This is a genomic window from Pseudidiomarina salilacus, from assembly GCF_047323925.1.
Lineage (GTDB): Bacteria > Pseudomonadota > Gammaproteobacteria > Enterobacterales > Alteromonadaceae > Pseudidiomarina > Pseudidiomarina salilacus.
Map to the genome: position 1 here is coordinate 780,917 of NZ_CP178751.1, position 24,785 is coordinate 805,701.

The 24,785-nt window shown below is 49.4% G+C and carries 23 protein-coding genes and 1 tRNA gene; 4 read left to right on the forward strand and 20 right to left on the reverse strand.

The features are described from left to right. Positions 1–79: 79 nt before the first annotated feature. The 3 genes from ACJ8W9_RS03710 to ACJ8W9_RS03720 are packed head-to-tail and all read left to right on the forward strand — an operon-like array spanning position 80 to position 3,330. Positions 80–1,534, forward strand: coding sequence for a TrkH family potassium uptake protein (locus ACJ8W9_RS03710; protein WP_411358547.1), 1,455 nt, complete (start codon positions 80–82; stop codon positions 1,532–1,534). 4 nt (positions 1,535–1,538) lie between these two features. Continuing rightward, the gene (locus ACJ8W9_RS03715) at positions 1,539–2,630 is read left to right on the forward strand and encodes a DUF4118 domain-containing protein (protein WP_411358548.1); all 1,092 of its coding nucleotides are present in this window, start codon (positions 1,539–1,541) and stop codon (positions 2,628–2,630) included. Beyond that, positions 2,617–3,330, forward strand: a complete 714-nt coding sequence (locus ACJ8W9_RS03720; protein ID WP_411358549.1) for a response regulator — start codon at positions 2,617–2,619, stop codon at positions 3,328–3,330. Before ACJ8W9_RS03715 ends, ACJ8W9_RS03720 begins: the two co-directional genes overlap by 14 nt. Here ACJ8W9_RS03720 and lysS read toward each other — a convergent pair. The 5 genes from lysS to xerD all read right to left on the reverse strand — a co-directional run bounded on the left by lysS (position 3,327) and on the right by xerD (position 9,460). Then, entirely contained in the window at positions 3,327–4,841 is a 1,515-nt protein-coding gene (gene lysS / locus ACJ8W9_RS03725; RefSeq protein WP_411358550.1) for a lysine--tRNA ligase, read from the reverse strand. The genes ACJ8W9_RS03720 and lysS overlap by 4 nt on opposite strands. Before the next feature lie 14 nt (positions 4,842–4,855). Then, positions 4,856–5,954, reverse strand: a protein-coding gene (prfB, locus tag ACJ8W9_RS03730) for a peptide chain release factor 2 (RefSeq protein WP_411360429.1) whose coding sequence is annotated in 2 segments (ribosomal slippage) — positions 4,856–5,878 and positions 5,880–5,954 — 1,098 coding nt in all. Because the reading frame shifts where the segments join, the coding sequence is not laid out codon by codon here. 46 nt (positions 5,955–6,000) lie between these two features. Then, positions 6,001–7,728 carry a single-stranded-DNA-specific exonuclease RecJ gene (gene recJ / locus ACJ8W9_RS03735; RefSeq protein ID WP_411358551.1) on the reverse strand — a complete coding sequence of 576 codons (1,728 nt, stop codon included), beginning with the start codon at positions 7,726–7,728 and terminating at the stop codon, positions 6,001–6,003. Continuing rightward, positions 7,729–8,448, reverse strand: coding sequence for a bifunctional protein-disulfide isomerase/oxidoreductase DsbC (gene dsbC, locus ACJ8W9_RS03740; protein WP_411358552.1), 720 nt, complete (start codon positions 8,446–8,448; stop codon positions 7,729–7,731). Between the two features lie 100 nt (positions 8,449–8,548). Then, a complete protein-coding gene (gene xerD, locus ACJ8W9_RS03745) occupies positions 8,549–9,460 on the reverse strand; it encodes a site-specific tyrosine recombinase XerD (RefSeq protein WP_411359284.1) in 912 nt (303 codons plus the stop codon). A gap of 90 nt (positions 9,461–9,550) precedes the next feature. Here xerD and ACJ8W9_RS03750 point away from each other — a divergent pair. Next, positions 9,551–9,635: transfer RNA gene (locus ACJ8W9_RS03750), tRNA-Tyr, on the forward strand. Between the two features lie 7 nt (positions 9,636–9,642). Here the strand turns inward: ACJ8W9_RS03750 and ACJ8W9_RS03755 are convergent. The 15 genes from ACJ8W9_RS03755 to pyrH form a co-directional block, all read right to left on the reverse strand. Further along, a complete protein-coding gene (locus ACJ8W9_RS03755) occupies positions 9,643–10,623 on the reverse strand; it encodes an NAD(P)H-quinone oxidoreductase (RefSeq protein WP_411358553.1) in 981 nt (326 codons plus the stop codon). A gap of 27 nt (positions 10,624–10,650) precedes the next feature. Continuing rightward, on the reverse strand, positions 10,651–11,487 hold the full coding sequence (locus ACJ8W9_RS03760; RefSeq protein ID WP_411358554.1) for a pirin family protein: 837 nt from the start codon (positions 11,485–11,487) through the stop codon (positions 10,651–10,653). Beyond that, positions 11,484–12,440, reverse strand: coding sequence for a glutathione S-transferase family protein (locus tag ACJ8W9_RS03765; RefSeq protein ID WP_411358555.1), 957 nt, complete (start codon positions 12,438–12,440; stop codon positions 11,484–11,486). The genes ACJ8W9_RS03760 and ACJ8W9_RS03765 overlap by 4 nt, the downstream gene beginning before the upstream one ends. Positions 12,441–12,537: 97 nt before the next feature. Then, entirely contained in the window at positions 12,538–13,695 is a 1,158-nt protein-coding gene (gene lpxB, locus ACJ8W9_RS03770; RefSeq protein ID WP_411358556.1) for a lipid-A-disaccharide synthase, read from the reverse strand. 14 nt (positions 13,696–13,709) lie between these two features. Next, positions 13,710–14,474: an acyl-ACP--UDP-N-acetylglucosamine O-acyltransferase gene (lpxA, locus tag ACJ8W9_RS03775; RefSeq protein WP_411360431.1), complete on the reverse strand. Its 765-nt coding sequence runs from the start codon at positions 14,472–14,474 to the stop codon at positions 13,710–13,712. After that, entirely contained in the window at positions 14,471–14,929 is a 459-nt protein-coding gene (gene fabZ / locus ACJ8W9_RS03780; protein ID WP_411358559.1) for a 3-hydroxyacyl-ACP dehydratase FabZ, read from the reverse strand. The genes lpxA and fabZ overlap by 4 nt, the downstream gene beginning before the upstream one ends. A gap of 18 nt (positions 14,930–14,947) precedes the next feature. Next, positions 14,948–15,967 carry a UDP-3-O-(3-hydroxymyristoyl)glucosamine N-acyltransferase gene (gene lpxD / locus ACJ8W9_RS03785; RefSeq protein WP_411360433.1) on the reverse strand — a complete coding sequence of 340 codons (1,020 nt, stop codon included), beginning with the start codon at positions 15,965–15,967 and terminating at the stop codon, positions 14,948–14,950. Between the two features lie 5 nt (positions 15,968–15,972). Further along, positions 15,973–16,488, reverse strand: a complete 516-nt coding sequence (locus ACJ8W9_RS03790) for an OmpH family outer membrane protein (protein WP_411358561.1) — start codon at positions 16,486–16,488, stop codon at positions 15,973–15,975. 46 nt (positions 16,489–16,534) lie between these two features. Next, positions 16,535–19,021, reverse strand: coding sequence for an outer membrane protein assembly factor BamA (bamA, locus tag ACJ8W9_RS03795; RefSeq protein WP_411358562.1), 2,487 nt, complete (start codon positions 19,019–19,021; stop codon positions 16,535–16,537). A gap of 35 nt (positions 19,022–19,056) precedes the next feature. Beyond that, positions 19,057–20,412 (reverse strand): sigma E protease regulator RseP, encoded by a 1,356-nt coding sequence (gene rseP / locus ACJ8W9_RS03800; protein ID WP_411360435.1) that lies wholly within the window; start codon positions 20,410–20,412, stop codon positions 19,057–19,059. 13 nt (positions 20,413–20,425) lie between these two features. Then, the gene (gene ispC / locus ACJ8W9_RS03805) at positions 20,426–21,640 is read right to left on the reverse strand and encodes a 1-deoxy-D-xylulose-5-phosphate reductoisomerase (RefSeq protein ID WP_411360437.1); all 1,215 of its coding nucleotides are present in this window, start codon (positions 21,638–21,640) and stop codon (positions 20,426–20,428) included. Then, the gene (locus ACJ8W9_RS03810; RefSeq protein WP_411360438.1) at positions 21,637–22,500 is read right to left on the reverse strand and encodes a phosphatidate cytidylyltransferase; all 864 of its coding nucleotides are present in this window, start codon (positions 22,498–22,500) and stop codon (positions 21,637–21,639) included. The genes ispC and ACJ8W9_RS03810 overlap by 4 nt, the downstream gene beginning before the upstream one ends. Positions 22,501–22,502: 2 nt before the next feature. Further along, entirely contained in the window at positions 22,503–23,276 is a 774-nt protein-coding gene (gene uppS / locus ACJ8W9_RS03815; RefSeq protein WP_411360439.1) for a polyprenyl diphosphate synthase, read from the reverse strand. 81 nt (positions 23,277–23,357) lie between these two features. Next, positions 23,358–23,879 (reverse strand): ribosome recycling factor, encoded by a 522-nt coding sequence (gene frr, locus ACJ8W9_RS03820; protein ID WP_411360938.1) that lies wholly within the window; start codon positions 23,877–23,879, stop codon positions 23,358–23,360. Positions 23,880–23,935: 56 nt separating this feature from the next. Continuing rightward, positions 23,936–24,682 (reverse strand): UMP kinase, encoded by a 747-nt coding sequence (gene pyrH, locus ACJ8W9_RS03825; RefSeq protein WP_411360440.1) that lies wholly within the window; start codon positions 24,680–24,682, stop codon positions 23,936–23,938. Between the last annotated feature and the right edge of the window lie 103 nt (positions 24,683–24,785).

Genomic DNA, 24,785 nt, shown 5'->3' on the forward strand with positions numbered 1-24,785 from the left:
GGCAATAAGGAATTGCCGTCTAGTTTCTTTACGCGGGTGGCGCGTACGCTGAACTGAACCATTATGTAGGAAACAACTCATGGTTCAGTTAGCGATTATTCTGCGTTTACTCGCTTTTCCCCTTCTTTGGTTCAGTGTCATTCAATGTGTGTTCGCGGTACTGTCGATCCTGCTTTTTCAAGACGGAGTCGCCCGTTATTTCTTTGCCAGCGCAGCTATTCTCATCGCTATCAGTGCCTTGTTATTATTACGAACAAAACCATTGAGTGGTCGCGATATCCGTCCGCAAGACGGACTTGTCTTTGCCGTGTTTACCTGGATTCTAGTAGGATTTGCCGCCGCAATCCCGATTCATTGGATCACCAATGTTAGCTTTACTGATGCGACCTTCGAGGCTATCAGTGCCCTGACGACCACCGGCGCTACCATTTTAGTTGGGCTCGACGAAATGCAACCCAGCTTTCTGCTTTACCGGCAATTTTTGCAATGGGCTGGCGGCTTGGGTGTGGTCATTTTCGTCGTCGCCGTACTCCCGATGCTGAATGTCGGCGGCATGCGTTTATTAATGGCTGAAACTCCCGGGCCCATAAAAAACGATAAAATTGCACCGCGCGCAAAGTCGACCAGTCGCTATCTGTGGCTAGTCTATGTCGCCATTACCTTGCTGTGTGCCGGCGCTTACTGGGCGGCGGGGATGTCTCTATTTGACGCGATTGCGCATAGCTTTACCACTGTCTCGACCGGCGGTTTTTCAACACATGACGCCAGTATGGGGTACTTCGATAGCGCTCTTATTCTCTGGATTGCTAACGTTTTTATGATACTGGGAGCCATCAGTTTTGCGCTCCATTACCGTGTGCACAAACAAAGACGCTGGCGTGAGTACTTGCAAGATGAAGAAACCCGAGTCTTTCTAGCTATCTTATTGACCATGAGCTGCCTCATGAGCGTTATCTTACTGCTCAACAAGCAATATCAGGATTTCTTTACCACCCTTACCCAAGCGACGTTTCATATTATTTCGTTCATGACCAGCACGGGATACGGCGCTACGGATGTCGGTAGTTGGCCAGCCTATACGGCCTTGCTTTTAGTTTTTGTCAGCTATCTTGGCGGCTGTGCGGGTTCAACTGCAGGCGGTAATAAAGTGATTCGAGATATCATTTCATTCAAGCTTATCCGCAAGCAAATACGCTTGCTGATTCACCCTCGCGCGGTTTATACCATTCGTTACCAACAAACCACCGTGAGTGAATCTGTGGTTGCTGCGGTAATGGCATTTATGTTTATTGCGGCAGTAACAACCTTAGTTTTTACTATTCTACTGGTCGCCACTGGGTTAGACTTTTGGTCAGCATTTACCGCGGTATCGGCTTGTATTAACGTACTCGGCCCTGGTTTTGGTGAGGTCAGTAGTAATTTTATTGTGGTAAGTGATACCGGTATTTGGTTGCTCAATTTGGCGATGATTTTAGGTCGTCTTGAGTACTTTACCTTACTGGCACTATTGGTGCCTGCATTCTGGCGCGGTTAACCCTATGTGGCAACGTTTTACCTTACGCAACTATTTAAACTCAGCACAATCGCGATCCACTCAATTGCTGATGATGAGTCTATTCATGTTGGTGGCCACAGGCCTCGCCTTCTTACTTGAACGTTGGTTGCTACCGAACACCGCGACGGTACTTATTCTGTTGTTAGGTGTAATTACCAGTGCAGTACTTACCTCGTATGCTATTGCAGCCCTCGCGGCGGTCATCGGCGGCGTCGTTTTTAATGTGTTATTTACTCAACCACGCGGCACTTTGCACATGACTGAGCCTTCTGAGATCGCGACACTTGGCGTGTTTGTGGTAACCGCCTTAGTCTGTATTTATTGGGTCATTGGCCATCGCACCAGCCAAAACGAGCGCCGCGCAGCAGAAATTCGTTCACAATTACTCTTCAGTCTGTCCCATGACTTACGTACTCCGCTAGCGAGCGTCATGGGTAATTTAACCACTTGGCTTGACTACCATCCACGTCTCAATCGCGCCGAACAGAATGAATTGATAAGTAACGCTGTGTTCGAAGCAGAGCGCCTGCAAAGCTATATTGACAATGTTTTACACGCCACTCGCTTTGCTTATCACCAAGTCCGCTTGATCAAGCAAAACCTGCAGTTAAACGCCGTTTTACAAAGCGTCATTGATCGCTTTCCGCTACAACAAGAGGCTATTAACTTAGAACTGCCACAACATGACGTTACCATCGCTGGGCAACGTTTACTGCTCGAACAAGGGCTCTTTAACTTGTTGGATAATGCCCTGCGCTATCGTTTGGCAGACACACAAGTGCGATTAGCCTGGCAGCTAAACGACAATCAGAGTGCCGTTTTAAGTATTAGTAATGTGACGCTGCAAGACTTCAACGCTGGTGCACTGCAACGCTGGGGGCAACCTTTTATAAGCTCCAAGCAAGGCGACTCAGGTAGCGGTGGCTTGGGCCTCGGCATTGCCGTTGCAGAGAGTATTTTTTCATCGCACGGATTCTCAATACAGCCTAGTTTCAATGATGATTATCAACTGCTTACAGTCACTATCGTGATGCCGACGGTTGCCAAAGGGAGAGTTCACCATGTCGATGCATAAACCGACGGTACTGGTCATTGAAGACGAAGCTAAAATTCGTTCATTCATTCGAATTTCATTGCAAGCTGAGGGCTTTCAAATTTTTGAAGCGGCAAATCTCGCTGTAGCCCGTGGCCTGTTGCAACAACTGGAACTGGACGCCATTATTCTCGATTTAGGTCTTCCTGATGGCGATGGGCAACACTTCATTAGCGAGTTGAAACCCGATGACAAGTTACCCCTGCTGGTGTTAAGTGCACGCGATGATGAAGAAGAAAAGGTCCGTGCGCTCGAAAATGGCGCGAACGATTATTTGACCAAACCCTTTGGTATACGTGAGCTTGTTGCGCGCCTGCGGGTGTTGTTACGTGATCTGTCAGCACGAGAAAATATCGCCGCCGCCCAACGCTTAGTTTTTGACAATCTGATTATCGATCATCGTCAACACAGTGTCAGTCTCAACAACGAAGAAGTTCGTTTATCACCAAAAGAATTTGAATTGCTGTGGAAGTTAACCAGTAACTACCAAAAGTTACTGTTACAACGCGATTTACTGACTGAGATATGGGGCCCAACGCACCGTCAAGACAACCACTATTTACGTATATTTATTAGTCAATTACGCCGTAAGCTAGAGGACGATAGCCGCGAACCAAGGTTTATCGAAACGCTTCCTGGTATCGGCTATCGTTTTCTTCTTGCGCCTACAACAACATCCTAGCCTTTGCGCGGACGCATGTGTGGGAACAACAATACGTCACGAATGGACGGCGAGTCAGTTAACAACATCACCAAGCGGTCGATGCCAATTCCTTCACCGGCGGTAGGTGGCATACCGTGCTCTAATGCCGTGATGTAGTCTTCATCAAAGAACATAGCCTCGTCATCACCTGCTTCTTTTTGTTGCACTTGGTGCTGGAAGCGCTCGGCTTGGTCTTCGGCGTCATTCAGCTCCGAGAAGCCATTCGCGAGCTCACGACCACCAACGAAGAACTCAAAACGATCGGTAATAAACGGGTCGTCGTCATTACGGCGTGCTAACGGTGATACTTCAGCGGGATACGCAGTAATAAAGGTGGGCTGGATTAACTTGTGTTCAGCAACGGTTTCGAAAATTTCGATTTGCACACGGCCCAAGCCCCAGCTCGGCTTAACTTCGATGCCGAGAGTGCCGGCCAGCTCGGTTGCAGTGCCTAAGTCAGCGAGTTGTTGCGCAGTGGCTTCAGGCAAGTTTTGCAAGATAGCTTCGACAATCGACATCCGCGCAAACGGCTTGCTAAAGTCGTACTCAACACCCTGACTGGTGAACTTGCTCGAGCCGAGAATTTCTTCAGTCATACCGCGCAGCATATCTTCGGTAAGGTCCATCAGGTCGTGATAGTCAGCATAACCCCAATAGAATTCAAGCATAGTGAATTCTGGGTTGTGGCGCGTTGATAAACCTTCGTTACGGAAGTTGCGATTAATTTCGAACACCTTCTCGAAACCACCTACGACCAGCCGCTTCAAGTACAATTCTGGCGCGATACGCAAATACAGTTGCATATCGAGAGCATTGTGATGTGTCACAAACGGGCGTGCAGAAGCACCACCTGGAATGGTTTGCATCATCGGCGTTTCAACTTCGAGGAACTGCTTTTCACTCAAGTAGCGGCGAATATATTCAACCACTTTTGAGCGCACTACAAAGGTACGCCGTGAATCATCGTTGGTGATCAGATCTAAATAGCGCTGACGGTAACGTGTTTCTTGGTCACTTAGACCATGGAATTTGTCTGGCAATGGGCGCAATGCTTTGGTTAACAAGCGGATATCCTCCACTTGTACACTCAGCTCGCCAGTTCCGGTAATAAACAAGGTACCGGTCGCGCCAACGATATCGCCTAAATCCCACTTCTTGAATTCTTGGTTGTAAAAGCCTTCTGGCAAATTGTCACGTGCAACGTAAAGCTGAATTTGGCCCGACATATCTTTAATCGTAGCAAAGCTTGCTTTACCCATGATCCGACGCGTCATCATACGTCCAGCTACGGCAACGCGAACGCCTTTTTCCGCCAGCGCTTCTTTTTCGACCTCGTCAAATTCTGCGTGCAGTTCTGCGGCTAAATGCTCACGACGAAAATCATTAGGGAACGCTACACCGCGTTCACGCAAAGCTTGCAACTTCGCCTTTCGTTGCGCTATTTGTTCATTAACGTCAACGATTTCGGTGTTTTGCGTGTTATCTGCCATGGTTAGCTTCCTATTTAAAGTCCAGATTTTAAACTTGCTTCGATAAAGGGGTCGAGGGCACCATCTAACACGGCTTGCGTGTTGCGGTTTTCCACCCCGGTACGTAAATCTTTAATGCGTGCGTCATCAAGTACATAAGAGCGAATTTGACTGCCCCAGCCAATATCCGATTTGCTATCTTCAAGTGCTTGTTTTTCCGCAAGCTGCTTTTGCAGCTCCATCTCATACAGCTTGGCGCGTAATTGCTTCATCGCTTGATCGCGGTTTTTGTGTTGCGAGCGGTCGCTTTGGCACTGTACGACGATACCAGAAGGCTCATGCGTTATACGAATCGCAGAGTCGGTACGGTTTACGTGCTGACCACCGGCACCTGATGCGCGGTAGGTATCGACACGCAAATCCGCTGGGTTGATTTCGATTTCAATATCATCGTCTACTTCAGGATAAACAAACACCGAGGCAAACGAAGTATGGCGCCGATTACCTGAGTCAAAGGGGGATTTTCGTACCAGCCGATGCACGCCCGTTTCGGTACGCAACCAGCCGTAGGCAAATTCGCCTTGCACGTGGATGGTCGCTGATTTGATACCCGCTACGTCGCCTTCTGATAATTCAGTGATTTCAACTTTAAAATCATGCGATTCTGCCCAACGCAAGTACATGCGCAAAAGCATATTTGACCAATCTTGCGCCTCAGTACCGCCCGAGCCCGCTTGAATATCAAGATAGCAGTCAGAATTGTCATGTTCACCTGAGAACATGCGACGAAATTCGAGCGTTTCAAGCTGTTGCTCTAACTGCTCGAGTTCAGCAACAGCTTCGTTAAAAGTGTCTTCATCTTCGGCTTCAACCGCCAGATCAACCAGTCCCTCGACATCGTCGAGACCCTGCGCGAGTTGCTGCAACGTCTCAACCACTTGCTCTAAGCTTGCCCGTTCTTTGCCTAATGCTTGTGCCCGCTCTTGATTCTCCCACACACTCGGATCTTCAAGCTCACGTGTGACTTCCTCTAGGCGCTCCACCTTGTGAGCGTAGTCAAAGATACCCCCGAAGCGCTTCACTGCGCTGGCGCATCTCTTTTATGGCAACGTACGTAGCATTAGTCTCAAACATACTTAGGTCTCAATTCATCCACAGTGATTACAAAAGGGACGGCATTTTACCGTAAAGGTTGCAAATGCTCCACCAACAGTTGCACATTGGTGGCACCACGAAAGTGATTTAATTGCAGTTGATAGGCAACCTGAACCTCACGCACGGCAAGATCAGGCCAACGTTGCGTATCAACGTTGAAAGCGATGCCGTCGAGCACTGCTCCATCACGGCTACGCAGCACTAATTTCAGATGCTTTTGACCCACAATACGTTGTTGAATCAATTCAAATTCACCATCAAAGATCGGCTCTGGAAAGCCCTGTCCCCATGGCCCAAGTCGCTCCAGTTGCTGCACAAACGGTAGCGTAAAACAACTTGCATCCAGTTCACCATCACTGAGGATTGTCCGCTCCAGCGCTACGTCGGCGAGCCATTCAGCAGCCACCTGTTGGGCAATCTGGCGAAATTCTACTAGATGTTGCGGCGCTAAGGTCAGTCCTGCCGCCATCGCATGACCACCAAAGCGTTCGATTAATTGTGGCTGGAGGCTATGCACACGTTCTAATAAATCGCGCATGTGCAGTCCGGGAATCGACCGTGCCGAGCCTTTCAAAAAGCCATCATCACCCGCCGCAAAAGTAATGGTCGGTCGGTGAAACTGCTCTTTCACCCGCCCTGCGACAATCCCTATGACCCCTTGGTGCCAGTCTTGTTGATGCAGCACCAATAATGGCGGTAACTGATCGTCTTGTAGCTGTAACTGTGCGACGTACAACGTCGCACTCTCACGCATTTCGGTTTCGATTTCACGGCGCTGGGCATTTAGGTCATGTAATTCTTGCGCCAATTGCTCCGCGCGACGCATTTCGTCGCACAACAAACATTCAATCCCTAATGCCATATCATCAAGCCGCCCTGCCGCATTAATTCGCGGCGCCAAGGCGAAACCTAGATCACTTGCCTGCAACTGCTGTGGATTGCGCTGCGTCACTTGCAGCAGCGCTTGAATGCCAGGTCGACAATAGCCACTCCGAATCCGCTGCAAGCCCTGTTGCACCAAGATCCGGTTCACACCATCAAGCTTCACCACATCGGCAACGGTTCCTAGTGCGACGAGATCAAGCCAGTTTGCCAGGGGCACTTGTGCAGCTGGATGTTGTTGTTCACGGGCGACGGCACGCACCGCTAACATCAGATAAAATGCCACACCAACACCGGCAATCGATTTGCTAGGAAAGGCACAATCGGCTTGGTTTGGGTTCACAATGGCATAGGCTGGCGGTAAGTTAGCGCCAGGCAGGTGATGATCGGTAATAATCACATCGAGCCCTGCGGCATTTGCGGCTTCGACGCCGGCGTGACAGGAAATGCCGCTGTCGACCGTCACCAACAGCTGTGCGCCCTGCTGCTGGGCTGCAGCAACCAAATTGGGTGTTAGGCCATAGCCATCGGTAAAACGGTTGGGGACGCAATAACTGACGCGTGCTGCTCCCATCGCCCGCAAAGTAGAGACCATCAAGGCGGTGGACGTTGCACCATCGGCGTCAAAGTCACCGCAAATGCAAATGGCTTGTTGCTGCACGATAGCATCGAACAGGCGTTCAGCCGCCCGTTGGCAATCTTTCAGTTGTGCAAAGTGCGGTAGCCGCTGGGCCGATAACTCTAATTGTTCGGCTGCGACCACACCACGCCGCGCCAGAACTTGTTGTAACAGTTCTGGCAACTCGGCGGGTAATTGGTGGTTGGTAACAGCAGGTCGACGAACGACCTGAATAGCAGCATCCGTCACCATTTATTGCGCTTGTTCGAGGGCTTCCAGCAAACGGTCAGCATTGACCAAGCCAGGGATCATTTCACCTGACGGCAATACCATTGAGGGAGTTCCACGCACCCCGAACTTGTTACCTAACGCAAAGTGTTCGGCAATCGGGTCGTCACAACTGGCAGCAGGTAAACGTTTGTCACTTTTCGCTGCAGTCAGTGCCGCACCTTTGTCGGCTGAGCACCAGATAGTTTTCAACTGCTCGTAACCGCTTCCTTGCAGACCACTGCGCGGCCAGGCTAAGTAATGAATACTGATACCTTTGTTTAAATAGCTATCGAGGTTGGTATGCAATTGACGGCAATAACCACACGTCGGATCGGTAAACACGGTTACGACATAGGCTTCGTCTTGAGCTTGATAGACAATCGCTTCATCTGCCACCGTTTTCACATCGGTACGGCGCATCTCTTTGACGACTTCTTCGCTTAAATTCACCGGCTCACTACCAGTGATATCGTAGATACGTCCGCCAATCAGCTTTTTACCGTCATCGGCCACGTAAATCAGGCCCTGATTGGTGATCACTTCGTACAAACCGGTAACTGACGATGGCTTCACCGATTCAATGGTAAAACCCATATTTTCAAGATATTGCGTATCAAGTTCGCTGTCATTTAACTGGGCATTGCCTTGTGGACTGCAGGCCAATAAGCCAAAGATACTTGCAGCTAAAAATAATTGTTTCATGAATACTCTCAACTTCTCTAATGATGCGCTAACAATGGCGATAAACGAATACCCAGCAGTCTACCGTTTCTGCAATTGGGATGCAGCATTTTCCTGGCAATTAAGCCCGCGGGTGATGGGTTGCATGCAATTGTTGCAAGCGCTCCCGCGCTACATGGGTGTAGATTTGCGTGGTCGACAGGTCACTGTGCCCCAACAACATTTGTAAAACGCGTAAATCGGCGCCGTGGTTCAATAAGTGGGTAGCAAATGCATGGCGCAAGGTGTGCGGCGATAAATGGCTGCGGATATCTGCAACTTGTGCGTAATACTTAATGCGATGCCAAAATGCTTGGCGCGTCAATGGTCCGCCGCGACGTGTCACAAATACATAATCACTGCGCATTTGGGTAAGGGCCGGCCGGCCTTGTTGCTCATAGGTTTGTAGCCACTCAAGTGCAGTTTCACCAAGTGGGACCAAGCGCTCTTTATTGCCTTTACCAATAATGCGTACCAATTCTTGTTGCTTTGATACTTGGGTGAAGGTCAACTGCACCAGCTCGGTTACTCGCAAACCAGTGGCATAGAGGACTTCTAACATGGCGCGGTCGCGCAATTGCACTGGGTCGTCACAATCCGGCGCTGCCAGCAAGGCTTCTACTTCACTCTCAGCAAGGCTATGGGGGATTGCTTGCGGTTGCTTGGGTTGCCGCAAGCGCGCGGTCGGGTCAACGCTCATAAGGCGTTCTTGTACCGCGTAATTATAGAATTTCTTCAGTGCACTGAGCGCACGTGCCGTGCTGCGCGGCGAAAGTCCCTGTTGCCGGCGCCATAATAGATAATCTTCGATGTGTTCCGAGTGCACCGACAGCAGTTCTGCTTGTTCACCCACATGATCGAGTAAAAAACGAAGAAATTTACGTAAATCGGTACCGTAAGCGGAACTCGTGTGCTTACTCACCCCTTGTTTTAGCCACAAGCGTTCGAGAAAATTTTCGATCAGTTCAGCGTGTTTTGTCGACAAATTAAGCAACCTTTCGGATGACAACGGAATATAAGGCGTCTTTTATCATAGCGGGGTTTACAGTAGGGCTCAATCTGCTATCATGCCGGCTCTTCGCGTGGAGGGGTTCCCGAGCGGTCAAAGGGATCAGACTGTAAATCTGACGGCTCAGCCTTCGCAGGTTCGAATCCTGCCCCCTCCACCACTTTTTCTTAGGTCGCCAGCGGCCACTCTAGTACTAACTTTCCTTGTGTCCGATTTTCCTGCAGTTGCTGTAACGCCTTGCTCAGTTCAGCAAGCGGATAGACCTGTTCAATCAATGCTTGGCATTTGCCACTTTTCAGTAACGGCCAAACGTCCTGTTCCAACGCCCGCATGATGCGCCCTTTTACTGCCAAAGGCTGGCTCCGCAAAGTGCTACCTTGAATTCGTTGACGTTTCATCAACAGTCGCCCAACGTCAATGTCAGCGCCGCGGCCACCCATAAGACCTAACACCACAATGCGACCATCGAGATTCAATACCTGTTGATCTTGCGCTAAATAATCACCGGCCACAGGATCAATGATGATATCTGCCCCGCCCCATGCCTTCACCGCATCTACAAAACTGCCTTGGTGGCGGTTCCAGGTGCCGGTAGCACCCAATTGACGACACAAAGCAAGTTTATCGTCACTGCCCGCAGTGACAAACACCTCGTGCCCGGCTTGCACCAACAACTGTAAGGCCGCTAAACCAACACTGCTGGCACCAGCATGCAGTAGCACGCGTTCGTGCGTTTGAATCCCAGCCACTTGGTAAAGATTAAACCATGCAGTGGCGTAGGCTTCACAAATAGCCGCCCCTGTCGCCAACGAGAGTCCTAGTGGTAAACGCGCGACTTGTTGTTCACTGACTAACACATGACTGGCATAACCACCACCGGCTAGCAGCGCACAGACGTCATCCCCGACTTGTAAGCGACTTACCGCGGGCCCCACTGCAATGACCTTACCGCTAGCTTCTAAGCCTAGAACTTCAGATGCCCCAGGTGGCGGTGGATAAGCACCGGCAATTTGCATTAAATCGGCGCGATTAATACCGGTATGCGTCACCTCAATAACCACTTCATCCAACTGCGGCGCGGCCAATTCGAACGCTTCTAGCTGCGGTTTTTGGTCACGAACAAAGAAGCCTTGTGCACTATAGGTCATACCGATTCCTTACCTACTTATGAAATTTTAGGCGGTCAATTTACCGCTTTGATAATCACGAATGGCCTGCTCAATTTCCTGCTGTGAATTCATCACAAACGGGCCATATTGCGTGACGGGCTCGCCAATCGGTTGCCCTGCTAACACCAGCATGCCTGCCTCGCTAGTCGCTTGCAACTGTAATGCACCGTTCTTATCAAGCCGTACCAATTCGCCGCGCTCAACAGTTTCGCCATTGAGCATCACAGAGCCTTGATAAACGTATGCAAGTCTTGTCTGTTGCTGTCCAGCAGCCAATTCAATCTCATTGCCTGCGGCGCAGCGCAAATCAAGCATTTGAAACTGTTGTTCGGCTTGTTGAATGGGGCCGCTGGCGGTTTGTTCACCGTGCTTAAATTCCCCGGCAACAACGCGAACGGTTACGCCCTGCACATCCACTTCAGGGATCTTATCGGCGGGATGATCCGCCCAAGCTGCAGGACTCATTTTCTCTTTCGCTGGCAAATTGATCCACAACTGGAAGCCCCACATTAAACCGTCTTCCTGTTTCGGCATTTCTGCGTGGATAATACCTCGCGCCGCTTTCATCCACTGTGCTCCGCCAGCTTCAACTAAGCCGGTGTTACCCACAGAGTCTTTATGCTCCATGCGCCCGGCGAGCATATAAGTCAAAGTGACAAAACCGCGATGCGGATGTGGTGGAAAGCCAGCAATGTAATCGTTTGGATTATCCGAACGGAACTCATCGAGCATCAAAAACGGATCTTGATAACGCAGCGACGGTTGATTGATCACCCGCGTTAATTTCACCCCTGCACCGTCTTGTGCGGGCATGCCCCGATGACGACTTAAAATGATACTCATAACACCTCTCCTCGTGCATGTGGTGCAAGAAAATTAAGCTCAGGGCCGCGCGGCACTACCTGAGTTGGGTTGATCATCGTATGACTGGCGTAGTAATGCGTCTTGATATGATCCATTACCACAGTTTCCGCAACGCCCGGCACTTGATACAGAGCGCGAACGTAATCCCACAATGCTGGATAATCGACGATGCGTTTCTGATTACACTTAAAGTGGCCATGATATACCGCGTCGAAGCGCGCCAAAGTGGTAAACAAGCGCCAATCGGCTTCGGTCACTTGATCACCCGCTAGAAAACGTTGTTGTTGCAAGCGCTGTTCAAGATCATCGAGCGTCGCGAACAAAGCATCAAAAGCCTCTTCATAGGCACTTTGACTGGTGGCAAAACCACTTTTGTAGACGCCGTTATTGACGTTGTCATAGACTACCGCATTGATCGCATCAATTTCTTCACGCAGTTCTTGCGGATAGAAATCGAGCGTATTGCCAGTCAACTCATTGAACGCGCTATTGAACATGCGGATGATATCAGCTGACTCGTTGCTAACGATGGTTTGCTCTTGCTTATCCCATAGCACTGGCACCGTGACTCGGCCACTATAGTTGGGATTGGCGCGCAAGTAGAGCTGGTACATAAAGTCGTGATCGTAAAGTGGATCTGCCAGCGGCTCGTCTGCAAACTCCCAACCATTCTCGAGCATCAACGGATGCACCGCTGACACACTGATATGGTCCTCTAAGCCTTTGAGCTTGCGAAAAATCAGCGTGCGATGTGCCCACGGACAGGCAAATGAAACATACAAGTGATAACGCCCCGACTGCGCAGGAAACTGCGCGTCAGCATCGGCTTCGATCCAGTTTCGGAATTGCGCCGCACTGCGCTCAAATTTACCACCATGCTTGTCAGTGTCATACCATTTGTCTTGCCACTTTCCATCAACAAGTAAGCCCATTACTTCACCTTTCATTTGCGAATTTAGTGACAGTATAGATGGAATTAATTCGATTGATGAGCGCTAAATTATGAGTATAACGTTCGAATTTTTAGGATTAAGAGCCAGGTTGAGCGAGTGTTAGTGCGACTTTTGCAGCAATTACATCCGCGTCTTGCTGCAAACTCTTATGAATATCGCTGAATAATTGATATTGCTCAGCCGCATACCCCGATTGCATCTGAGCTTCTAGTGCCTGCACTAGATTAGCGGGCGTTACAGCTTGTTGTAACAATTCGGGCACGACTTCACGCTTGGCAAGCAAGTTCGGCAAACTAAAAAATGGCGCTTTAAACATGCGCTTAATGATGTGGTAACTCAGCCAGTTGAACCGATAAGCAACCACCATAGGTCGTTTGATCAGCATTGCCTCAAGCGTGACTGTGCCCGACGTCAGCAACAAACCATCGGCGGCTGCCATCACTTCGCGCGACTTGCCATCCATCAACAACAAATCCAAATCAGGCGCGATTTGTTGTTGTAGCGCACGAAACTGCTCTGCGCGCGCAGTCGAAATCATTGGGCTGATAAACTGCGTACCTGGGTGCCGTTGCTGATACAGCGCTGCAGCTTGCAAGAACGAGGGGCCCATCCGGGCAATTTCACCACCACGACTACCGGGCAACAGCGCAATGATCCTTTGTTGCGGGTCGAGCTCTAGTTGCTTTCGTGCTGACGTCTGTTGCCATTCCATTGGAATACTATCCGCTAGCGGATGCCCAACAAAAGTAGCCGGTAAGTCATGTTGATCGTAAAACGCTTTTTCAAACGGCAATAAGCACAACACATGGTCCACACTTTGTTTAATGCCTTTGATGCGCCCCTGCCGCCAAGCCCACACACTCGGACTAACATAATGCATGGTTTTAATACCTTGTGCTTTTAAGCGCTTAGCAATGGGTAGGTTAAAATCTGGGGCATCAATACCAATGAAGACGGCAGGCCGATCATCGAGCAAAGTCTGCACAATGTATTTACGATGTGCTAGCAACTTACGCAAGCTACCGAGCACCTCGGCCAACCCCATCACTGCTAAATCCTCCATCGGTACCAGGCTTTGCAAACCCTCGGCGGCCATCAATGGACCGCCGACGCCAACAAACTCGATGGCAGCATGTTGCTGTTTCAGCGCACGCATTAAGCCCGCGCCCAACAAATCGCCGGAGTGTTCACCGGCGATCAGAGCAACGCGCAATACAGAGGAGGTATTAGTCATGAAAAACTCAGATATTAGCGGATGATGCCACGTTTACTGGTTTGCACAAAGGCGATAAAGCTGGCCAATTCTGGCGCCGCCCACTGTTCCATTTCGGCAATGGCCTCATCAACAGTTAACCCTTTGCGATACAGCGTTCTGAACGCACGCTTTATGGTCATAATTTGCTCGCTAGTAAAACCACGGCGGCGCAAACCTTCGCTGTTAATGGTGCGCGGCACCGCATTGTGCCCCTGCGCCATGATGTACGGAGGAATATCTTGCACTACCACAGAATTAACCGCAGTAAACGCATGCTCGCCGATGTGGCAAAACTGATGAACCCCCGTAAAACCACCTAAAATAGCCCAGTCGCCAACATAGACATGTCCCGCCAAGGTTGTATTATTGGCAAGAATGACGTTATCGCCCACCACACAATCATGTGCAACGTGTACATAAGCCATCAGCAAATTGTGACTGCCAATTTTCGTGAGGCCTTGATCTTGCACCGTACCTCGATGAATGGTCACGCACTCTCGAATAACATTAAAATCGCCGATCTCAAGACGTGTAGGTTCGCCGGCATATTTCTTGTCTTGGCAGTCTTCACCCACCGATGAAAACTGAAAAATTTTATTCCCTTTACCCAGGGTTGTCGGACCGCGTAACACCACATGTGGCCCGAGCCAGCAATCATCACCAATCACCACATCGGCACCGATAATACTATAGGGACCGATGCTTACGTTGTTGCCAATGATTGCACTTTCATCAATGATGGCCGTTGGATGTATCACTTGGTTTCTCTTCTTGCGCAAATAATATCGGCACTGCAGGCCAATTCGCCGTCAACCTCGGCGCGACCTTTAAAGACCCAAATACCGCGACGCTCTTTTTCAAAAGTGACGTGCAGATTCAGTTGGTCGCCAGGCAGCACTTGTCGCTTAAAGCGGGCATTATCAACGCCAGCAAACAAGTAGAGGTCATTCACACCTGGCTTGCTTTCGGTGATCTTGAAGCCCAACAAGCCGGCAGCTTGCGCGAGTGCCTCAAGAATGAGTACGCCCGGAAAAATCGGGTTATCTGGAAAGTGGCCAGTAAAAATATTTTCGTTCACGCTAACGTTCTTTACGGCGTGAATCTGTGTTTGCGCATCACAACTCACCACCTTATCGACTAGCAAAAAAGGATAGCGATGCGGCAATAAACGCATGATTTCATGGATATCAAAAGCTGAATCAGAAGCTGACAAAACGCGTCTCCAGATGAATTATTCGGCTAATTTCTTTTCGAGCTGCTTCACGCGTTGGAATAAGTCGTCAAGCTGACGATAGCGCGCGCCATTGCGTCGCCATTCGCGATGTGGTGCAGCAGGGATACCTGAAGCATAGACTCCTGGCTCGGTAATTGCCTTAATGACCATGGAAAAACCACTAATTTGTACGTCATCACAAATTTCAATGTGGCCATTAATGGCTGTTGCGCCACCAATCAAACAGCGTTTACCGATACGACAGCTTCCCGCGAGCACGGTACAACCAGCGATAGCGGTATCTTCATCGATAAAGACATTGTGGGCAATTTGGCATTGGTTATCGATAATACAGCCGCTGCTAAGGACTGTGTCATCAAGCGCGCCACGGTCGACCGTGGTATTGGCGCCGATATCGACCCGATCATGAATGATGACGCGGCCGATTTGTGGAATCTTCACCCACTTGCCTTGTTCATTGGCCCAACCAAAACCATCGGCACCTATAACAACGCCGCTGTGGAGCAGACAGTCGGCACCAATCTCGCAATCGTGATAAATCACCACCTGTTGCCAGAGTTTGGAGTTCGCGCCAATTTTGACGTTAGGACCGATATAACTGCATGCACCAATCTGCACGTTGTCACCGATCACCGCACCCTCGGCAATAATCGTCAGCGGACCAATCGCGACATTTTTACCGAGCTGTGCGCTCGTTGCGATCTGGGCTGAAGCATCAATACCAGTTGCAGCACGAGGCGTGGTATCCAGCTGTTGTGCGACTTTAGCAAAGCCGGCATACGGATTCTTGGTCACTAACGCGGCTAATCCCACCGGCAGTTCAACGTTTGGCGCCACGATGACCGCACTTGCTTGGGTTGAATCAAGTTGCGAACGGTATTTTTCGTTGGCTAAAAATGCAATTTGCCCCGGCTTAGCCGAGGCAAGAGTTGCAACGCCGGTGATGAGGGTTGCATCATCACCGACAACTTCAGCACCGATAACCGATGCTAACTGTTGCAAAGTGAGTTGTTGCATTTGACTTAGTTTCCACCCGTCATTTTCGCAACAACTTCATCAGTAATATCAAGTGCTTCTCCAGCGTAGATAACTGACGAGCCGTTAAGGACCACATCATAACCTTCAGCTTGAGCAACTGCTTGCGTTTCGCGCGCAATTTCCATCATCAACTTGTTGCGCTCCTCTTGCTGGCGACGTTCGCTGTCTTCACGCAACGCTTGATACTTCAATTGACGCTGCGCTTCGAGCATTTCTACTTCGCGACCTAATTCAAGACGCTCGGTTGGCGACATGATTTGCGCATCACGCTCTGCTTTTTCTTGCATGGCTTGCAAGTCAGCGGTCATTTTGTCGAGTTCCGCAAAATCATCAGCGAATTCTTCTTGCAAACGCTCAGAAATTTGCTGCGCTTGTGGCAACTGTTGGAACACGTTTTGCAGGCTCACAACACCTACTTTCTGCTGCGCTTCAGCCGCATTTGCAAACATAGCGGTCGTGAGTAATGCCGCTGCTACTGTGGTTTTCATGAATGCTTTCACTACAAGACTCCTGTTATTCAAAAATAATAAGGCACGTTATTTAGAATTAGAACGTCGTACCAAAGTTAAAGGTAAACGTTTGCGTGCGATCGCCCTCATAATCTTTGATCGGACGACCAAACGCAAATGTTAGTGGTCCCATCGGCGATAACCATTGTACCGCTACACCTGCAGACGCACGATAAAGATCAGGTGAACTAAAATCATCAAGACGATAATCTAAGTTGCCTTCTTGGCGTAATTGGCTGTACTCGTCATACAAGAATTCAGTATCCCAAACACTACCTACATCAAGGTAAATACTTGTACGAACAGAATTTTTCGCATCTTCCTTAATCAGTGGAGTCGGCACGATAAGTTCGATACCACCTGAGTACATGGCGTTACCACCGACCGAGTATTGGCTGACGGCTATCGAATCAGCGCCAGGACCCACCGGTAAGTCGCCCGGAATACCGTTGTACCCCGGTGGACCAATGATACTTTCAGGGTAGCGGAATACCGCACGTGGACCTACGGTGTTCGCTTCGAAACCGCGCAAATCATCACTGCCACCAATACGGAAGTTCTCATAGAACGGGAAGATGTAATCATTACCGTTATCGTCCGACCCGTAACCGTTACCGTAACCGACTTTAAAGCGGGTTAACAGCACAAAACTTTGGTCTTGTGTCAGTGGTAAATAATGTTTGAAATCGTAATTCACGCGGAAGTAACGAATATCGCTTCCAGGCACCGTAATTTCTGCGTTGAGACGGTTCGATGAACCAGCGGTTGGATAGGTACCCCGGTTAAGAGTGACACGCGACCAACCCGCTTCAAGTGACAACATATCAAAGGATACACCTGAGTTTGGATCCTGTTGGTCAATGTACGGCTGATAGAAACGCTTAACCTGTTCGTAGCCTTCCACGTTGGTGATTTCTTCACGACGCGCGACACCACCTAGGCTCAGGCTACTTACTTCGTTAATTGGAAAGCCAATAGTTGCACCAACACCAAGGCGTTTGGTGTTGTATCGGATCAAGTTTTCTTGGCGTCCAGCATCGAACTCATTAAGGAACACCTGTCCTGACAAGTTCACACCATCTTTAGTAAAGTAACGGTCTGTATACGACAAGCTAACCGTACGGTTAAAACGGTTGGTATTAATGTTCAACGCGGCGCGGTTACCAGTACCCAAGAAGTTGTCTTGTGACACACCGACACCAATTTGCAATTTCGAATAATCGCCATAACCGAACATAAAGTTAAATGAGCCTGACGGCTGCTCTTTCACCAGATACTCGACGTTGACGAGGTCATCACGACCATTCACGCGCGTTGTTGAGCTTTCAACCGTTTCAAAGAAGCCTAAGCGTTCGAGACGAATTTTACCCTGCTCAACCATATCTTCGTTCAGCGGTGCACCCTCAAACTGACGCATTTCGCGACGTAGTACTTCGTCTTCGGTCACCGAGTTACCACGGAACTGCACACGATTGACATAAACTCGCTGACCTGGGTCAACTGAGAAAACCAAGTCGACTTGATTGGTCTCTTCATCGATTTCTGGAATCGCACGAACTTCTGGGTAGGCATAGCCGTAGCGTCCATAAAGTTTCGCTACCAACTCTTCTAGGTAAGTGACTTGGGCGGCACTGTAACGCGTGCCCGGTTCAATTTTAGTCAGCCGTTCAACGACCTCACCTTGACCACGCAAGTCACCAATGACGCTGGTTTCGCGTACATTAAAGATTTCACCCTCATTGATATTGATGGTGATGTACACGCCCGAACGATCTGGCGTCATGCTTACTTGCACAGATTCGATTTGGAAGGTCAGATAACCACGGTCTTTGTAGAACGATTCGAGGGTTTCTAAGTCACCGCTCAGTTGTTGCTTCTGATACTGACGGGCACCGAAGAAATTCCACCAAGGTAATTGATCTTTTAACTCAAGGTTAGCCAACAACTCTTCATCACTGAAGATACTGTTACCGACAATGTTAATTTGCTCGATTTCAGCTGATTCGCCTTCATCAAAATCAATTTCAAGACGTACCCGATTGCGCGCAAGGCGTATAATTTCCACATCGACTTGGGCATTGTATTTACCAATCGAGTGATAGAAATCTTCTAAACCGGTTTCGATGCTGGAAATCGTCGTCAGGTCCAATGGTTCCCCTTCGACAATGCCTTGATCGGTAAGACTTTGCTCCAACTGCTCGTCTTTGATGTCTTTGTTACCATCGAACTCAATACCACTGATGGTAGGACGCTCGGTCACTTCAAAGATCAGCGTATCGCCAACGCGACTCACCACGATGTCGTTAAAATGGGTAGACGAATAAAGAGAGCGAATAGAGCTTTGAATAGCTTCGCTGTCGACATTATCACCGACGCGAATTGGAATGTAAGTGAGGGCTGCACCTAAAGCAACACGCTGTAAACCGCGTACTCGGATATCCTCTACGACAAATTCTTCAGCACTGTAGGCTGGCATTGCAGCGCTCGCTAGCAGAGCGCTTAAAAATAGCTTTTTCAACGTCATTCTGTGCTACTTATTTGTTTATTGTAAATGTGTTCTCACCGTAGTAATCGCAACACATCATTACTAATTGCGATGACCATCAGTGCAAAAATGAGCGCACCGCCAATCCGGTAACTGATTTCTTGTACCCTTTCAGATACGGCTTTTTTGCGCGCACCTTCAATTGCAAGAAACACCAAGTGCCCGCCATCTAACATGGGCAATGGTAACAGATTTATGATACCGAGATTAACACTGATTAGCGCGAGAAACCCTAAAAAGTATACCAATCCATAGCTGGCTGAGACCCCTGCTCCCTCAGCTATTGCGACCGGTCCGCTCAAATTCGTAACTGAGACAGTACCAGTGAGCAATTTACCAATCATTTTGACGCTAAGCACCATCAAGTTCCAAGTGCGTTCAGCGCCTTTGACCAAACCATCAACAATACCGTACTGCTGGACAAAGCGATAGTCATCAGGATAGGCCTCACGAGCTGGCTCTACGCCAAGATAGCCATAGCGCTGGCCATCAAACTCGCGTGCGCCCAAAGTTACTGCCAACTGCTCAGTAACGCCCTGCCGCTCAACGGTCAGGGTAATATCGGCCGCTGGGGCCGCCATAATTGCGTCTCTGATTTGAGACCAAGAATCCATTAAGGTTCCATCGAAAGCGACAATTTTGTCACCCTCGCGCAATCCAGCCTGGGCTGCCGGCGAGTTTTCTTCGATGTAAGCAAGTTCAGTGAATACTTCTGGTTGAAACGGTTCAAATCCCAAAGCGACAAAGGTCGGTACCTGTTCATCGCCCAAACGCCAGTCTTTAATGTCGAGCGTTAAGGTACGTTCACGTTGCTGTGCATCGCGCACGGTAAGCTGGGCCTCGGCATCACCAAGGGCGCCGGCGAAGGCTAAATTAACCTGCTGCCAATCGTCTGTACGCTGCCCGTTAACGGCAATAATTTCGCTTGGCGTGGTAAGCTCCACTTGCGCGGCGACTGAGTTCGGTGTGACGTTGCCAATGACTGGTTTCACCGACGGTACGCCAAGTAAAAACATGAACCACAACACCGCAATGGCGAGAATAAAATTGGCAACTGGGCCTGCGGCTACAACAGCAGCACGCTGCCAGACGGGTTTACTATTGAAACTATAGGGTTGATCCGCGGCACTTACTTCATCGACTCGTTCGTCGAGCATCCGCACATAACCACCGAGAGGGATACGACTGACTTGATAAGTCGTACCATCCTTGCCTTGCCGCTGCCAAATAGGCTTACCAAAGCCGACCGAGAACGTCAGCACTTTAATACCACACTTGCGCGCAACCCAAAAATGGCCAAACTCATGAAACGTAACCAATACGCCCAAGGTAATGATGAACGCAGCTAAAGACCAAATGACTTCTAACATAGATTGTCCTGCGTTAACCCTGTACCAATGAATATTCGATAAAGTCTGTAGCATGCTCACGAGCTTGCTTATCCACAGACAAGAGAGCTGGAATAGAGTTCAACTCGCGCTCACTAATCACAGTTGCCATCGCTTCTACTGTCGTTGCACAAACGCGCGCAATATCAGTGAAGCCGATGCGTTCTGCCAAAAATGCTGCAACCGCTATTTCATTAGCGGCATTGAGACTTGTCGTCGCCCACTGTCCCAACCAACAACACTCCATCGCCAATTGCAGGCACGGATAGCGCTGTGCATCGGCAGTCGCAAAGGTCAGACTGCCCACCTCGAGAAAGTTAAGCGGTTTGACACTACTATTAATGCGCTCAGGATAACTCAGACAGTGCGCAATCGGAGTACACATATCAGGGCGCCCCATCTGTGCCAATACCGAGCCATCGTGATAGCTCACCATTGAATGAATCACACTCTGCGGATGCAACACCACTTTCAGCTGTTCGGGAGCTGTATTAAATAGCCAACGCGCCTCAATATATTCTAACCCTTTGTTCATCATGGTGGCGGAGTCGACGGAGATCTTACGTCCCATATCCCAATTCGGGTGTGCGCAAGCCGCAGCTGGTGACTGCAGCTCCAGTTCTGCGAGCGGTGTCTCACGAAACGGACCGCCCGAACCGGTTAAGATGATTTCATGCACGCCCGCTGCGGCTAAATCGCAATAACCGAGCTGTTCCTGCACAATCGTCGGTAAGCACTGAAAAATGGCGTTGTGTTCACTATCTACGGGCAGTAACTGCGCTCCACTCCGACGTGCAGCATCCATAAAGAGCTGCCCCGACATCACCAGCGCTTCTTTATTCGCCAGTAAAACGCGTTTGCCAGCTTCCACCGCCGCCAGTGTTGGCAGCAATCCAGCGCCACCGACAATAGCCGCCATAACGGTGTTGATAGACGGCGCCGCGGCGACTTCAATCAAGGCCCCAGCGCCACTCAAAATGGTCACCTCTTGGGCGTCGATTTGTACGCGTAAACTCGCTGCGGCATCAGCGTCGACCATGACTAAGGTTTGCGGTTTAAATTCATGATAGATTGCCAACATTGCCTCGACGTTGGCATGCGCCGTCACTGCAGCGACTTCAAATAACTGCGGATTTTGTCGGATAACCGCTAAGGTACTCGCGCCAATGGAACCAGTTGCGCCAAGAATACAAATACGCTGCCGACTCATGCTAACAACCATAAATAGGCAAGCGTAAAGACCGGTAACGCAGCAGTAAGGCTATCAATTCGGTCCAGCAAACCACCGTGGCCAGGGAGTAATTTGCCACTGTCTTTCACTCCTGCGCAACGTTTAAACATACTCTCAGTTAAATCGCCGAACACCGACACCACGACCGTCAACAGGCCGGTAAAATAATAACCACTATACTGTGCGGCTGGCACTTGTACCCATTGAGCGACGACCATCATCACCACAAACGCAAGCGCAATACCGCCCATCAGGCCTTCCATGGTCTTGCCGGGGCTGACCGCTGGCATTAACTTGTTGCGACCGTAGCGCACCCCTGCAAAGTAGGCACCGACATCGGCAGCCCACACCAAGAGCAGGATAAACAACAGTACAAAGCCACCAAACAAAGGGTCGTCAGCATAATTCAGTGAACGTACCGCAAACATACCTGCCGCCGCAGGCACCAAAATAAGATAACCAAACACGCCGGCAATTGAACGTGTGCGTGCCCACATGCGACGACTATTGGGGTAATTCAAAACCATCAGTGTGGCAACAACCCACCAAGCTCCGCCGGCAATAAGTGTCCAGAAATAAATGGGATGCAGGCTATGCTCATACCAAATCTGCTCGACGGGTACCCACCATTGTAAAGCGGCTAATAAAACCGCAACTGAAAGGGTATACAAGGCTCTACTATAGGGGCGCTGCAAGCCGATAATCGGTGACCATTCCCATGCAGCACCTAACATGACGACAGAAATAACGAGGGTAAACCATTCCAACGCCAAGCCGAAAACACAGTACAGTGCGAGGGGTAGCAGAATCAGTGCTGTTATGAGTCGTTGTTTTAACACGCTTACTCCCCAGAGGTTACGTCGGTATCGAGGATGGCTTGCTGGATTTGCTCACTGGTCAAACCGAAGCGTCGCTCGCGACAACTAAAATCCGCGATTGCCGTGGCAAAAGCTTGTTCATCGAAATCTGGCCACAGCACATCGGCAAAATAAAATTCTGCATAAGCAAGTTGCCACAATAAAAAATTACTAATGCGATGTTCACCACCGGTGCGAATTAATAGATCCGGGATGGGTTGATCAGCTAAACACAGATGTTGTGCTAGCTGCTCTTCATCGATTTCACTAGCAGCTAGCTTACCTGCTTCGACCGCTAACGCCAACTGCTTTGCGGCCTGGCTAATGTCCCAACGACCACCATAATTAGCTGCAATGTTCAGCGTTAACGCGGTATTTTCCGCCGTCAATGCTTCTGCCTCTGTAATGCGTTGCTGTAGTTTGTTGGAGAAGCCATTTTTATCGCCAATGATGCGCAAACGCACATTGTGCTTGTGCAGCTTTTTAACTTCTCGTTTCAGCACAGTAAAGAACAGGTCCATCAACACCGAGACTTCTTGTTCGGGACGCTTCCAGTTTTCGCTACTAAAGGCAAACAGCGTCAATGATTGAATGCCCTTCTGCCGCGCAAAAGTGACTGCACGACGCACCGCTTCAGCGCCGGCTTTGTGACCAAAAGTTCGATGCTTGCCGCGCAGTTGCGCCCAACGCCCGTTACCATCCATGATGATGGCCACATGTTGTGGAATTTTGATTTGTTCGAAGGTCATGCTATCCATGTATGCTGTCGCAAAAATAAAAACGCCGTGCGAGTGTAACCGAACACGGCGCTTACCACCAATGGCTGTTAGCGCTAACGCTTAAACTTCCATCAGATCCTTTTCTTTTTCTGCCAACAGCTCATCGATTTTAGCTACGTAAGTATCGGTAAGCTTCTGGATTTCATCATTACCACGACGCTCATCGTCTTCGGTAATTTCTTTTTCTTTCTGCAGTTCTTTTAGATCGTTGTTCGCATCACGGCGCACATTGCGCACAGCTACCCGCGCTTGCTCTGCTTCAGCACGCACGATTTTCACCAAATCGCGACGACGTTCTTCAGTCAACGCTGGCAGCGGAATACGGATCACTGTACCTGCAGCCGCTGGGTTTAAGCCCAAATCTGAGGTCATGATCGCTTTTTCAACCGCTTGACTGGCTGACTTATCAAACACCGTTAATGCTAAAGTGCGCGAATCTTCAATAGTGATGTTCGCAAGCTGCTTCAACGGCGTATCAACCCCATAGTAGCTAACCATAACGCTATCGAGCAGACTTGGGTGCGCACGACCGGTGCGAACCTTCGAGATTTGTCCTTTCAACGCTTCAACGGTTTTTTCCATGCGTTGTTTGGCATCTTGTTTAATGTCGTTAATCACAATGCTTACCCTTTTATTTTTTAAGACCGATCAAGCTGTTCATCGCTAGTGATCAAAGTACCTTCATCGGCACCCATGATGACCGAACGCAACGCACCAGCTTTATTCATATTGAAAACCCGCAGCGGCATTTGGTGATCGCGTGCCAGCGTAAACGCAGCAAGATCCATCACTTTCAATTGTTTTTCTAGCACATCATTATAACTGATTTGCTTGTAAAGTTGTGCGTTACTATCTTTATTTGGATCGGCTGAGTACACACCATCTACTTTCGTGCCCTTCAACACCAATTCCGCTTCAATCTCGATACCACGCAAGCAGGCGGCAGAGTCTGTGGTGAAGAACGGATTTCCGGTACCGGCACAGAAAATAACCACCCGTCCAGATTTCAGCAAGCTAATCGCGTCGGCCCAGTTGTAACTGTCGCAAACGCCATTCAATTCGATCGCTGACATCAAGCGCGCATTAACGAAGGCGCGGTGCAATGCGTCACGCATCGCCAATCCATTCATCACCGTCGCCAGCATCCCCATATGGTCACCGACCACACGATTCATACCCGCTTTCGCCAAGCCTTCGCCACGGAACAAATTGCCACCACCAATGACCAAGCCAACCTGAACGCCTAATTCAACTAATTCTTTGATTTCGTGAGCCATGCGGTCCAACACTTTCGCGTCGATACCAAATTGCTCATCACCCATTAATGCTTCGCCACTAAGTTTCAATAAAATGCGCCGATAGGCAGGTTTTGTCATTGCGGTCATTTGATGCTCCCTGTGCAGCAGTAACGGAAAAATGTTTGGTTTCTTTCACTTTACGCGAAAAAAAACCGCATCCCAACCGATTGAGATGCGGTTTCTAGTACTA